The following is a 15358-nucleotide window of genomic DNA, read 5'->3' as shown; positions in this document are numbered from 1 at the left end:
TTCCGTTAGTGATAATGAGAAAAAACATACAACATATACAACTTAAACCTGAGGCAGATAACCAATCCGTAAATGCGGAACAAAATTCGTTTCTTACTGCCGAAGGTATTGAAGTAAAAGAAAACTATTTTCAAAAGGATATTGAGAATCTGGAGCATCTTGAATTTGGTGCCGGTTTCGCACCAAATTTACGTGGCCCCTATGCTACTATGTACGTGCGTCGCCCGTGGACGGTACGCCAGTATGCAGGTTTCTCAACGGCTGAAGAAAGTAACGCCTTTTACCGCCGTAACCTTGCTGCGGGACAAAAAGGACTTTCGGTTGCCTTTGACCTTGCTACCCACAGAGGGTACGACAGTGACCACGAACGCGTAGTGGGAGACGTGGGTAAAGCCGGTGTTGCCATAGACAGTGTTGAGGACATGAAAGTCCTCTTCGATCAGATACCTTTGAATGAGATGTCGGTTTCAATGACCATGAATGGGGCTGTTTTGCCTATCATGGCTTTTTATATTGTAGCTGCCGAAGAACAGGGCGTTGCGCCTGAGTTGCTTTCGGGTACGATTCAGAACGACATCCTTAAGGAGTTCATGGTACGTAATACGTACATCTACCCGCCTGCTCCATCAATGAAGATCATCGCTGATATTTTTGAATATACCAGCCGCAAAATGCCAAAATTCAACTCTATCAGTATCTCTGGCTACCACATGCAGGAAGCCGGTGCTACTGCCGATATTGAGCTGGCCTATACCCTTGCCGACGGGCTGGAATACATCCGTACAGGACTTGCCGCAGGAATGAAGATCGATGAGTTCGCTCCACGTCTTTCGTTCTTCTGGGCTATTGGGATGAACCATTTTATGGAGATTGCCAAAATGCGTGCAGGGCGTATGCTTTGGGCGAAACTATTGAAACAGTTTGACCCCAAAGACGACAAATCCCTTGCGCTGCGTACCCACTGCCAGACCAGCGGATGGAGCTTAACGGAACAGGATCCTTTCAATAATGTGGCGCGTACGGCTATCGAGGCTGCTGCTGCTGCTTTTGGAGGAACCCAATCACTACATACCAATGCATTGGATGAGGCGATTGCGCTTCCAACGGATTTCTCGGCACGTATAGCACGTAATACACAGATCTTCCTTCAGGAAGAGACTAAAATAACCAAAACAGTTGACCCTTGGGCAGGAAGCTACTATGTAGAGTCCCTGACTGATGAGATTGCTAAAAAAGCATGGGCACTTATCGAAGAAGTTGAAGAGCTTGGCGGTATGACCAAAGCAATCGAAGCAGGTATACCAAAACTTCGTATCGAAGAAGCCGCAGCACGCAAACAGGCACGTATAGACAGCGGTCAGGATATTATCGTAGGGGTAAACAAATACCGCCTTGAGAAAGAAGATCCGCTTCATATATTAGATGTAGACAACCAAATGGTGCGCCGTCAGCAGATTGAGCGTCTTGACCAGATAAAAGCCACACGCGATACCCAAAAGGTTAAGGAATGCCTTGCAAAGCTAACTGAGTCTGCTAAATCAGGTGAAGGCAACCTGCTTGAACTTGCGGTTGATGCAGCACGCAACAGGGCAACCCTGGGTGAGATAAGCGATGCGCTTGAAACGATTTTTGGAAGGTATAAAGCACAAATTAAATCATTTAGCGGAGTGTACAGCAAAGAGATCAAAAACGATGAAAGCTTTGAAAAAGCAAAACAGCTTGCGGATGCGTTCGCCAAACTGGAAGGCCGACGCCCAAGGATAATGATTGCCAAAATGGGTCAGGATGGCCACGACCGTGGCGCTAAAGTAGTCGCTACCGGTTATGCCGACGTAGGTTTTGATGTGGACATTGGTCCACTATTCCAAACCCCTGCCGAGGCTGCAAAACAGGCCGTTGAGAACGACGTTCACATTCTTGGGGTATCTTCATTAGCTGCAGGGCATAAAACGCTTGTACCGCAGGTTATTGAAGAGCTTAAGAAATACGGCCGTGAAGACATTATGGTTATTGTGGGTGGGGTTATCCCGGCTCAGGATTACCAGTATCTGTTTGACAGCGGAGCCGTAGCCGTTTTTGGCCCGGGAACTAAAATTAGCGATGCCGCAATAAAAATACTTGAGGTATTGATCAAAGGATTTGAGGAGTAATACAAACTCCGTTAACTTTAGTGGTTAGCGGAGTTTTTTTTTTGCTTTATTGTTTTGTATTACCTTTATATTCCCAAAATAGAATAAAGAAACACTAATAAAACAGATACAATGGATATTAAAAAAGTATTTGATAATAACAGAGAGTGGGTAAAAGCCCAACTTGAAAAACCCGATTACTTCAAAAACCTTGCAGCAGGGCAAGCACCGGAGATATTATACATAGGTTGCTCGGATAGCCGGGTTACTGCGGAAGAGCTTATGGGGCTTCAGCCGGGCGATGTATTCGTACACCGTAACATTGCTAACATGGTACCTAATACCGACCTGAATGTGCTTTCAGTAATTAACTATGCAGTACAGCACCTAAAAGTAAATCACGTAGTGGTTTGTGGGCATTATAACTGTGGCGGTGTAAAAGCTGCTATGGAACAATCTGATCTTGGCATCCTTAATCCATGGTTAAAGAATGTTCGCGATGTATACAGGATTCACCGTAAAGAGCTTAACGCGATTGAAGATCCGGCAGTGCGTTATGACCGTTTTGTTGAACTTAACGTACAGGAACAATGTATCAACGTTATTAAAGCGGTAGAGGTACAAAGAGCTATTATTGAAAGGAATCTTACCGTACATGGCTGGATTTTTGATGTAAGGAGCGGAAAACTGATAGACCTTGCCATTGACTTTGAAAACATCACTAAAAACATCTCTGATATTTACAGAATAGAGTAATCAGCAAAAAACCCTTCCGCAATCAAACGGAAGGGTTTTTAAATTTATAGTGTGCTTCTTTCGTGTTTTTACATTTCAGTAATAATGAACTCACTTCGCCTGTTGGCCTGATGTTCCTTTTCGGAACATTTTACCCAATCGGAACATTTATTAACCAGTTGGGACTCACCATATCCTTTAGCAGTAAGTCGTTTTGAATCGATACCCTTTCTGATGATATAGGCCATAATCTCACGTGCCCTGTTTTCAGACAGCAATTGGTTTTGCTTTTCCGGACCTCTGGAATCGGTATGTGACCTGATATCAATCCTAATAGACGGATACTCTTTCATAAAGGCAACAATTTTATCCAGCTGTTTTGCAGCATCAGGACGTATGTTGTAACGACCGGTATTAAAATAAATTTGTTCAATCCTGAATTTTTTAGCAAGGTCAAGCCCCACTACCGGAGCAGCATTCTCATACATATTAGGTGCTTCAGGCTCAACTATTTTCTCCGGTTTTTCCATGACAGCAGGAAGCACCACATCACCTTCTTTCTCTGTCACCTCCGTTGGCATCTCCTTAGGAAGATAATCCAGAGCCTGTATCTTAACAGTATAAGCCCTTTCACAATCAACACCAAAATAGTATACGCCATCTTCAGCCGTTACCATTTCTTCCATTAGATTTTCATCAGCATCATATAAAGTAACTTTAGCACCAGCAATAGCTTTTTTAGTTTCCTTATCCGAAACTATACCCGATATGAATTGCCTGCAGGTAAAATCAAGAGCAATATATTCAGTAAGGCTGTAAACATCATCATAACCAATACCACTGGTTCGGTTAGATGTAAAATAACCCATCCTGCTTTCTTCGTTTATAATAAAACCAAAATCGTCAAAGTGCGTATTAATAGGCTCCCCTACATTTAATGCTTTTACATAAGTTCCGTTTGCCTGTAGTTCCGCAACAAAAACATCAAGTCCTCCAAGACCGGGATGACCATCGGAAGCAAAATAAATTTTCGTTTCGGTTACAAAAGGAAATGTTTCCCTTGCTTCGGTATTAATACCTGGGCCAAGATTTTCCGGATTACCAAACGTACCGTCTTCGTTAATGCTTACGCTGTAAATATCAGACATACCATATCCGCCCGGCATATCGGAAGCGAAGAATAATGTCTTTTCGTCCGGACTAAGACACGGATGCGCCGTGTTGTAGCTATTGCTCGTAAACGGAAGCTCTTTAATATTCTTCCATTTATCACCATCCGCTTCAGCGCGGTATATTTTTAAAAGAATGCGATCCTTATCATCTTTTTGCAACTTACCATCGTTCAGATTATTCTTTGTAAAATACATAACCTGTTTATCTTTAGTAAATACAGGTGTAGACTCATGCAGTTTGGTCTGTACTCTGCTTGAAAACTTTTGAGGACGCACCAAATCTCCTTTAGGTCCAATTTCAGCAATATATAAGGCGGTAAATGCCTTATTTGTCCATCTGTCTTTTCTGGCAGTAACGCCAAGACTATCCCTGTTAGAAGTAAAAACAATCTTGTCAGTGCCGTAAAAAGCAGCTCCGTAATCCGAAACAGTACTGCTCGCAGTTGTAATCTTAACTTTATACCTTCCCGAATTACTTTCTATGGAATTTATATAGTTCCTGTTCTTGTCAAACAAATCTCCTCGCTGGTCATCAGATTTAATAGTATGGAGCTCATCCAGAAGTTTGTTGGCATCATCATACTTTCCAACCGTTTTTAGGGATTGCGCCAAACGATAATAATATTCGGGCTCGATAACTTCTTTTTTAAGTTTAAAAAGCTCTCTGTACCAACGAATAGCCTGACCGGCATCATTGTTAGCATAATATGCATCGCCAAGTTTTTTATACAGGGAAGCTGTCCTGAAACCTTTTTCCTCAATTTTCAGGTATGTTTTTATAGCTTCGTCATAGTTGTATTTTTCTGTAAGGAGTTCAGCTTTATCCATTTTAGCCATTCCTTCCTTCATTACTTTCTCTCTGGCTTTTTGCTGTTTAGGCGTCTCCCTGATCTTTTTCTCCTGAGTACCTGTTGTTTTTTCCTGTGCAAAAGACGCTGCAGAAAATAACAACATGAAAATGAAAAGTGCTATTTGGTTGATTTTTTTCATGATATTAGAAGAAACGTGGATTCATAACCTTCTCATACTTTTTAAACAGTTCAAAACGAAGGAATATCTCATGCGAACCGGAATTGTAATCAGCCAGAGCTGTAGTTTCAGTATCGTATGTATAACCTATAAACAGTTTATCGCTAACCTGGAAACCGGCAAGTGCACTTACTGCCGCATCCCAACGATAGGCAACACCTACCGTAAATTTATCATTATACAATACATTAGCAGTAAGGTCTAATTGTACCGGAGCACCTTGTACTACCTTTGCTAAAGCTGCCGGTTTAAATTTCCAGTTATAAGCAAGGTCAAACACATGACCTCCCATAGCATACACGTGGAATCTTTCTTTAGCCACCGACACCTCGTTGTGCTCGTAGTGCTGGGTTTCCAGAATATTAGGCACCGATAATCCAAAATAAGTCGCATCAGAATAAAGAAAAGCCCCTGCTCCTACATTTGGCGTAAGCTGATTATTGATATTAGTCTGGAATCTTGGATCACTTGGATCATATATGTTAAGTTTCGTAAAATCAACATTGAAAAGTTGTAACGATCCTTTAATCCCCAAGCCTAATTTATAATAGTCATTTACTTTTAGGGTGTATGAAAAATCCGCAGAAAACAAATTAGTATCAGTAGGACCAATCTTGTCATTAATGAATGTTAAACCCAATCCTACATTGCGGCCAACCGGTGCATTAAGCGATGCAGTATTGGTAACGGGAGCTCCCTCCAGACCAACCCATTGTGCCCTGTGAAGAAGGAAAATACTGGTTGTCCCACGGCTTCCCGCATAACCCGGATTGATATTAATAGGATTGTACATGTATTGAGTATACTGAGGGTCCTGTTGTGCCATAGCTTCATTACTGCAAACTAATCCAACAAGGAGTATAATAATACATTTAAACTGTTGCATTCTCATTATATAGTATTTCTTTTAGTCTGAACTTAAATATAGGTAACCTGCTTTTTTAATTTCCCTTGCAGGAATACCAGGCATCTCATAAACATATTTAATTATATAAAAGTAAGTTCCTGTTGGTAGTATTTTCGATCCTGTAACAGTGGCTCTTCCTTCAGAAGTACCATTAAAAACGTTACCTCTTGTATCGTATGCAGCCGTTTCAAAAACCTTAACTCCCCATCTGTTGTAAATCTCAACCGTATTTTTTGGGAAATTTTTCAGGTTATCAATTACAAAATAATCATTCTGACCATCGCCGTCCGGAGTCACACCATTATAGATTACGATATCCCCGGGAAGCATAATATCGGACTTCACTCTTGCTAATGCAAAAATACCATATCCTTCAACATTTACCACACCGGTCACCGTGCCCTGAGTGGCGTTTACCTCATTTGCAACTCCTCCTTCATCAACCCACACATTTTCCTGCTCATCCCAGCGCACAATATGTATCTCTTCATAAGGCTGAACCAAAATTGCCGGATCTGTGGTTGCTTTGTCCCAGCTTAGTGTAACCATTATATCGGCTTGGCTACCTGCTTTGTCTATTCTCCAATACTCTTTGGTATCTATGATATCAATCACACCTCTTTTAAGACTGTGAGGATGTATATCATTAGAATTTTGCAGATAGTATTTGCCATTAAAGCTACTGGCCTGATCTCCAGAAGCAGAAATAGCAGCATACCTGTAGTAACGTGCTTTGCTAATAGAATCCTGATCACCTATAGGATAGGTAAATTCTGTACTTCCATTTTTAACTACAAAACCGTCTACGTGGCTGTCGTTACCCACATTGCTGTGTGTTGCATTGTTCTCAAATACAATGATTCCCCCAAATACATCATCCTTGATTACTCCATTAAAAAAGTCTGCATTGCCGCTAACCGAAATATCCCCAAATAAACGGAAAGCTGCTTCTGTTGCAGTATTGTTTGGATTATTGAACAATACGTTGTAAAACTCTGCCGGCATGCTGCCTGTTATGTTCTGCTGCAAGAAACCTTCGAAGCGGGTATATCCCTCGCCTCTATTTAAATTATAAGTTGTTACTCCGTCGTTATTAAAATTACCGTGAAAAATAACCTCACCATTATTTTCATATTCGCCCAGATCCTGATTGTCAAAATCCGACATTATGGTCATAACAGTATTAGGGCTTACATAAAGCTTTCCCTGATTTGTGGTCTGTCCTGTATTTTGGGCAAATGAAGCTGCCCAAAACAACATAAACGCGATAATTATTATACTTCTTTTCATTTTCTTTTGCATTGGGGTGCATTAATTAACTTTCGAACGTATCATAGGGTTTGTTATAACCTTACAGTTTCTGGTCACTACAGTTACTGCACTTGTAGGTGCAGATTGACACTGAACCGTATTACCACTTACTGTAGATGTCGCAACCGTTGTACGTCTGTAATATGTTGTTGAATGTATAACAGGTGGCTGGTATGAAGCCGAAGTCGCACCGGCAATCACTGTCCATCCTGTTGTTCCATTAGGTGATGATTCCCATATGTATGTTACCGTACCGGAACCCGTACCTGGAGTGCCCGGGCCTATTACTGCCGGAGCGTTGTCCATACAAATGTTTTGGTTTGCTGTAAGCGAACCTGCCGTTGGTGCAGCAGATACTGTAATAACTACAGCTGTTGTTGCCACTGAACGACAAATTGCTGAACCATTAGTAGCTATAGTGAACCTTTGGTATCTTGTTGTTTGCGTAAGTACGCCCGGTGCATAGGTTGCGCCTGTGGCACCTGCAATATCAGCACTCCATGTAGCACCACCATCAGTTGATGACTGCCATGCATAAGTGATAGTTCCTGTACCGGTACCCGCTGTAGTTGAAGTTAAGGCATTCGGTGTAGTACCACTGCATATATTCTGGTTCGCTGCAATAGCACCCGCTGTAGGCACTGCTGAAACTGTAATGATTACCGCTGTTGTTGCTGCCGAACGACACGTTGCCGAACCATTAGTAGCTATAGTGAACCTTTGGTATCTTGTTGTTTGCGTAAGTGCGCCCGGTGCATAGGTTGCGCCTGTAGCACCTGCAATATCAGCACTCCATGTAACTCCGCCATCGGTAGAAGACTGCCATGCATAAGTGATAGCTCCTGTACCTGTACCCGCTGTAGTTGAAGTTAATGCTGCCGGAGTAGCACCACTACAAATACTTTGGTTAGCTGCAATAGCACCTGCTGTAGGCACCGCCGATACTGTAATTGTCACAATCGTTGAAAATCCTTCACAAGAACCTGAAATCGTTGCTCTTCTGTAATAACGTGTAGCAGTTAACGATCCCGGGGTGTAACTTGCTGTTGTAACACCTGTTGAGCTCCATGTAGAGCCATCTGTTGATACTTCCCAACGATATGTTCCTGCACTTGCTCCGGTAACAGTAAGAACTGTTGGTGTTCCTCCATTACAGATACTTTGGTCTGCAGTAGCAGTACCTCCATTAATAACCGGCTGCACTGTAATAGTTACTGTAGTAGAATAAGCTTCACCTGTACAAGACCCTGATATAGTAGCACGTCTGTAATAACGTGTAGCTGTCAATGCTCCGGGAGCATATCCTGCAGTTGTTACACCCGTACTTGTCCAGTTAACGTTATCTGTAGATACATCCCAACGGTAAGTTCCGGCGCTGCTTCCTGTTACTGTAAGTGCAGCAGGCGTTGCACCATTACAAATAGTTTGGTTAGCTCCAGCTGTACCTCCTACCGGACCGGGTGCCACTGCAATCGTTACGGTATTAGTAAATACTTCTCCGTAACAAGGGCTTGAAGTTAATCCTCTTCTATAGTATGTTGTCGAAGCCAAAGCTGCCGAAAAAGTATAATTTTGAGTTGTCACACCTGTAAATGTCCATGTAACATTATCAGTTGAACTATACCAGCGATAGCTTCCTGTACCGCCACCTGCCCAACCGGTGCCGCCTGTTATTGTCGCAGGGACTGAACCGCTACAAACGGTCTGGTCAGCAGAAATACTGTCAGGGTTAGGATATGTATTTACTGTTATAGTAACAACATTTGTTGGTGCAGATGCACAACCATTATTCATGTAAAGCCTTCTGTAATAACGTGTAGAAGACAAGGCCGGTGGCTGGAAAGTAGCCGATGTAGCTCCTGTAATATTAGCCCAATAGCTATTATCATACGATTCCTGCCATTGGTAACTTGTACCACCTGTACCAGCTGATGATGACGTAAGTAAAGCAGGAATTGCATTTCCACAAACGTTTTGGTTACTACCAATAGTTCCGGGTGTTGGTACCGAAGGAACTGTCATAGTAACAACATTTGAAGGAGATGTACCCGTACATACATTACCACCATTGTTAGATCTTCCTAACCTTCTGTAATATGTTGTCTGTGTTATATTTCCGGGTTGATAATCTGCATTATTTGCACCTGATATATCTGTCCACGTTAGATTGTCTGTAGACGACTGCCACTGATAACCACCATTTGTGTTGTTACCGCTGGTAACATTACTAATTTGAGTCGGAGCAGTTCCGCTACAAACAGTCTGATCTGAACCTATCTGACCACCTGTTGCAATTGCATTAATATTTATTGCAATCTGAGGTCCCCATCCCGAACGACACTGTGTTCCATTATATGTTCCAACAATAAGCCTTCTGAACAACGTGTTTTGAGTCATTGGTCCCGGTGGCGTATAGTTTGCGCCTGTTGCACCTGCAATATCAGAACTCCAGGTAACACCATTATCGGTAGACGACTGCCATACATAACTTATTGTTCCCGGTGCAGGCACTGAACCCGCATTCTGAGATGTAATCTGAGCAGGATTAGCTCCTGAACATATATACTGGTTACTTGCTGTAAAGGTTCCCGGATCATTAACCTGACCCGCAACTGTTACTGTAATAACATTTGTATAAGGAGACTGACAAGTAGTTCCGTTAGTGCTAGATTTGGTATACCTTCTATAATATTTTGTAGCCGTTAATGTACTAGGCTCCTGGTACGTTTCTGACGTAGCACCTCCAATATCATTCCAGTTAGAAGTACCGTTATCCGATGACTGCCACTGGTAAGTAAATGCGCCCGGTCCTGTACCTGCCCCACCTGTTGCAGAAGTAAATTGTGACGGCTGAGTACCAAAACATATAGTCTGGTTTGCAGCGATACTTCCTGCTGTTGGTGTAACCACATTAATCGCTATAGTTCCTGAAGGTGATTCACATGACCTGCTATTTGCAGTAACTACAGCCACCCTGCGGTAAAGTCTGCTTGCAGATATACCACCCGGGAAAGCATAGGTTGCATTTGTACCAGTACCCGGTGCAGTTGTCCAGTTAGTTCCACCATCGGTAGAATACTCCCATCTGTAAGCTATAGTAGTCCCTGATAAACTTGGACTTACAGTAGCTGCAGATCCGCTGGTTAAAGTACTTGGTGTAGCACCATTACATATCGACTGGTCACTTCCTATAGTACCTGCGTTTATTTGTCCCTGAACATTTATTGTAACTGTATTTGTAGCTACCGATTCACAGGCTACAGTATTAACAGTAGACACTGTGTATCGACGATACATAGTAGAAACAGTCGGGCTAACTGTAAGCGTTGCTCCTGTTTGTCCGGCAATAGTTGAATATGATACAGGAGATATCGCACTGGATTCCCAACGATATGTAATCACTCCATCTCCTGTCCCTGCTCCACCTGAAGCAATAGTTACTGAACTACCATAACATATTGTATTAGGCGATGGCGCTGTAATACTCGCAGCTGCAGGCGTTGACTGAACTGTAACTAATATATCTACATAACCATCACAGGTTACACCATTTGATGTATTAGTACTAATACGACGGTAACGGGTTGTAGCTGTAAGGTTACCGGGAGCATATGTTGCTCCGGTCTGTCCGGCAATAGTAGTAAATGTTCCTCCTGTTGCTCCGGGAGCAGACTGCCATGTATATGACACTGTACCTGTAGAAGACGAACCATTTGATGTACCCGTTCCAGAACCTAAAGTTCCCGGAGAAGTATTATAACAAATCGTTTTATCTGCACCAAGGCTACCCGGGTTGATAGTAGTTACCTCAACATTTATATCGCCTGTTGTTCCGGTAACACATGGATTAACAGCCAAACGTCTGAACCATGTTCTAGCAGTTAAAGGCCCTGTTGTATAACTGGCACTTGTAGCTCCCGGAATATCTACCCAGTTAAAAGGGCTTCCGGTAGTAGAAGACTGCCATTGATAGGTAACAGTATCAGCACCTCCATTTAGGTCATTATTCAGAGTTGCAATACTGCCCGAACAAACTCTTGCAGGACCTGAAATTACACCTCCTGTAAGTGTATTGCCATATACTTTTACAGTAACTACATTGGTTGGAGCCGACTGACATTGGTAAGATCCTCCATTTGTAGTATTTGTAGATACTGTAACCCTTCTGTAATATCTTGTAGCAGTAATTGCCGGCGGATCATAAGTAGCACTCGTAGCTCCGCTAATATTAGTCCATGTTGTGTTGTTGGTCGAGATCTGCCATTGATAACTCTGAGTAAGTGTTAATCCTGAAGCCGAACCTATAGTTCCGGCTGTTACCGATGTTAATAACGCAGGATCACCACCTCCTGAACAAAAATACTGATCAGATCCAATGGAACCTGGTGTAGGTGTAGGAGCAGTATAAACATTTATTTGTCTACGTGGACTTTCGCAAGTACCCCTGGTTTGCGTTACCCAATAGCTCTGCACGCCCGATACATCGGTAAGTGGTGTTGGGGCATAATCAGAAGAAAAACCTCCTGTAGCCGAGAAATACCATTTTAGCACGTTACCTGTAGAAGCCGTAGCTGTTAAAGGTGAAGGAGTCTCTCCAAGACAGTAATAAACATTATTAGCCGTTGGAGCCGTAGGAATTGAAACAATTGAAACGCTTGCACTATTATTATCCCTTGCGTCAGTAGGTTCCAAAATATTACCTCCATTATAATTAGTATAACTAACTGCTGCCGTAGTAGTATATGCAGTAGCTGCACCAGTTTTGTTAATGGTATAGACTATCGGATAATTATATGCCGATCCGGAAGATAAGGTTGCCGCATTGTTAGATCGATAAGTATATGTAGTATTTCCTCCGGCAGTATTAGTATTAACAAGATCCCAACCAGTGGTATTGTTCCAGGTTATACTATATCCTCCTGTAGGTTGCGGTACAGTAATCGCAACACGTAATCTCCTGTTATTATTGTTATTATTACCTCCTGTTCCTGTACCGATAACAGCATCTTGTACACCAATATTAGAAACATTAACAGTAAAAGTATTGCTACCATCAGCACAGTTTTCGTCTACTGTATGTGTAGGCACAATATCAATACCTTCAGCCAAAACCGGAGTTTCAACTATCGAAGTATTATTATTTAAGTCATCATCATAAGGAGGAGTAGCTGTAGCTGTATTAATAACCAGGTTACCACTTGGTGTATATCCCCTTAGCGTACCTGTTACTGTGATTGTTGCAACAGAGTTAGCAGGCATAGCGAAAGTACCTGTAATCGTATTAGATAAAAGCGCTACCGTAGGTGTACCTGATGTAAAGCCGGAAGCCGAAACCGATGTTATTTCAAAACCATTTACAGTAGGAAATGCAACATACTTAGGTATTAAGTTTCCATCACCATCTGTAATCCTGTCAACAAAATCGATATTATATACCGGTTCAGCCGTATCATTGGTTATCTCTATGGTATAAGTAATCTGGTTTTCACTACCCGATCCTGCAACTGTACGAATAAAGTCTTTGTTAGCGGTCTTTTTAACGCGCATGTTATTTGGTGTAGTAACCAATAGATTTCGAATCTCATGATAGTTTACACCACCACCGGTAGATGCCGCAAAACCAAGCTTTAACAAAGCTGGAGGGACATCTGTTGTAGTATAAGATGTTACATCTACAAAAGCACCGGTAGGAGTCGTCTTCCATCTAACAGTGATTTTATATTGTCCACCCGTTGTAAGTCTTTCGATTTTTATCTGGATCCTTCTGTAAAACTGAGAATCAGTTGGCCTTGTAGAGGTTACTGTATTATAATCCAGTGCATTTTGGCTTGTCACCCCTGTTGCTGTCGTAGAATAGGTAAACGTAGCACCACCATCAGTTGTTCTGATAGTAGTACCGGCAAGATATGGATTCGTTGTACCAGCATTTGACGTTGTAGGCCCACGAAGTACTATGGCGTTAGGTCGTTCACCCGGACCACCATTTCTACCTTCGGTTGCATTCGAAAAGTTACCGTATTCGTCAAGACCAATACCTACATATCCGCCATTAAGACCTCCAACACCATTTGGTGCATATCCTAACGAACCTCCATAACCACCTAGTGAAAAGGTATTTGAAGCATCTCCATTAAAAAGGAATACACCAATACCATCAGCACCGTTATAACCATCATTTACATCTCTCCAGGTCTTATATTCAAAATCAACAAGAACCCCCAGTGTTGAAGGAAATGATCTGTCTACATAAGCAAAACCCTTTTGGTAAGTGGCAGCACTTGTAAGCCTTAACCACCCTCCATTTACAGGGTCACCATTACCCGATGTAAGGTAAGCATTGTCTCCAATTATAATGTCAGGATTACCTGCTCCACGAAAATCTTCGCTTACGGCAAACTGTGCCATAGCATTTGTGGTACCTAAAGCAATTAATATACTAAGACATAAAATCGCTTTAAGAAGTAAACCAATACTATATGTATGTAATTTTTTAATCATAACTGATTTATTGATTGGAAACAGGCATAAAGATAGTTGTTATGCCTGCCCCAATAATAATTATTTTACCACAAATACGATGTTCATGTAAGAAGCTTCTGTTCCTGATCCAATGATATCATAAGTCAGTATACCATTAGCATCTATACTAAGGTTTGCAAATACTGTAGGATCAAAATATGTAATGTAATACATCAATCCGTTTGCAGGAACCGTAATAGGTATGGTTGCATCTGCACCTGCACTTTTGATGAAACCTGCATTTGCTCCTCCAAGTGAACCACCTGTTGCATTATCTGGTATAAATATCTGACCCGTAAACTGTGCCTGATATTCCATATACAGATTTCGTTTAATTCCGGTACCATTTGATGACGTATCAAAAATAACTGCCGGCATATAGAACACTTTTGGCATTGCTGAATTAACCGATCTTAAAACACCATTTGTATCTGCTACAACAACTTTATCAGTAGTTGCTTGTGTATATGTATTTCTAATTTCTCCAACTCTAACAGTACCTGTATTTACATCAAGTGTATTTGTTGATGTTGTTCCTGAGAAGTTACCTATCGCAACTTTTCCATTCTGATAGATATTATCAGTATTAGCTTTTGCAGGATTAGTACTGTTCTGTATTCTCCATGGTTCGCTTACAAATGTATCATTACTAGTCCACTGTACAGCTCCTGATCCGCTGGTAGTCATCACCGAGTTATTAGCACCCGGAGTAACACTCAATACGTATGGAGTTGCAACTGTACCAGATCCGCTAACAGTAATAGTAGAACTTCCTGTGGTAACTCCACCTACACCGTCTGCTCCGGTCGCACCTTGTGGACCCTGAGCGCCGGTTGCACCTGTAGCTCCTGTAGCGCCCTGAATACCTTGGGCTCCTGTAGCGCCGGTTGCACCTGTTGCTCCTTGTGGACCTTGTGCGCCTGTTGCTCCTGTCTCACCTTGTATTCCTTGTGGACCCTGTGCGCCTGTTGCGCCTGTCTCTCCTTGTATTCCTTGTGGACCTTGTGCGCCTGTTGCTCCTGTTGCACCAGTTTCTCCTTGGATTCCTTGTGGACCCTGTGCGCCTGTTGCTCCTGTCTCTCCTTGGATTCCTTGTGGACCCTGTGCTCCTGTTGCTCCTGTCTCTCCTTGGATTCCTTGTGGACCCTGAGCTCCTGTTGCACCTGTCTCTCCTTGGATTCCTTGTGGACCCTGTGCGCCTGTTGCTCCTGTCTCTCCTTGTATTCCTTGTGGACCTTGTGCTCCTGTTGCTCCTGTCTCTCCTTGGATTCCTTGGATTCCTTGTGCTCCTGTTGCTCCTGTCTCTCCTTGTATTCCTTGTGGACCCTGTGCTCCTGTTGCTCCTGTCTCTCCTTGTATTCCTTGTGGACCCTGTGCTCCTGTTGCTCCTGTCTCTCCTTGGATTCCTTGTGGACCTTGTGCTCCTGTTGCTCCTGTCTCTCCTTGTATTCCTTGTGGACCCTGTGCTCCTGTTGCACCTGTCTCTCCTTGTATTCCTTGTGGACCTTGTGCTCCTGTTCTCCTGTCTCTCCTTGTATTCCTTGTGGACCTTGTGC

The 15358-nt window shown here is 42.6% G+C and carries 6 protein-coding genes and 1 pseudogene; 2 read left to right on the top strand and 5 right to left on the bottom strand.

What is annotated here, in order from left to right; genetic code table 11:
• Window positions 1–14 precede the first annotated feature (14 nt).
• Both scpA and DEU42_RS10420 read left to right on the top strand, forming a co-directional pair.
• Window positions 15–2150 carry a methylmalonyl-CoA mutase gene (gene scpA, locus DEU42_RS10425; RefSeq protein WP_114758244.1) on the top strand — a complete coding sequence of 712 codons (2136 nt, stop codon included), beginning with the start codon at window positions 15–17 and terminating at the stop codon, window positions 2148–2150.
• A gap of 111 nt (window positions 2151–2261) precedes the next feature.
• Window positions 2262–2885, top strand: coding sequence for a carbonic anhydrase (locus DEU42_RS10420; RefSeq protein WP_114758243.1), 624 nt, complete (start codon window positions 2262–2264; stop codon window positions 2883–2885).
• Window positions 2886–2953: 68 nt separating this feature from the next.
• On the opposite strand, the gene DEU42_RS10415 is transcribed toward DEU42_RS10420, so the two are convergent.
• The 5 genes and pseudogenes from DEU42_RS10415 to DEU42_RS17765 all read right to left on the bottom strand — a co-directional run.
• Window positions 2954–5026, bottom strand: a complete 2073-nt coding sequence (locus DEU42_RS10415) for an OmpA family protein (protein WP_114758242.1) — start codon at window positions 5024–5026, stop codon at window positions 2954–2956.
• A 4-nt stretch (window positions 5027–5030) separates the two neighbouring features.
• Window positions 5031–5957, bottom strand: coding sequence for a type IX secretion system membrane protein PorP/SprF (locus tag DEU42_RS10410; protein WP_114758241.1), 927 nt, complete (start codon window positions 5955–5957; stop codon window positions 5031–5033).
• 15 nt (window positions 5958–5972) lie between these two features.
• Window positions 5973–7262, bottom strand: a complete 1290-nt coding sequence (locus DEU42_RS10405; RefSeq protein ID WP_158537876.1) for a gliding motility-associated C-terminal domain-containing protein — start codon at window positions 7260–7262, stop codon at window positions 5973–5975.
• Between the two features lie 21 nt (window positions 7263–7283).
• A complete protein-coding gene (locus DEU42_RS10400; protein ID WP_114758239.1) occupies window positions 7284–13781 on the bottom strand; it encodes a hypothetical protein in 6498 nt (2165 codons plus the stop codon).
• Window positions 13782–13841: 60 nt separating this feature from the next.
• Window positions 13842–15358, bottom strand: a pseudogene (locus DEU42_RS17765) (hypothetical protein); the annotation flags it as partial.

This window comes from Flavobacterium sp. AG291, from assembly GCF_003350375.1.
Lineage (GTDB): Bacteria > Bacteroidota > Bacteroidia > Flavobacteriales > Flavobacteriaceae > Flavobacterium > Flavobacterium suzhouense.
The sequence above is the reverse complement of the archived record's forward strand: the minus strand, read 5'-3'. Positions and strand labels throughout refer to the sequence as shown.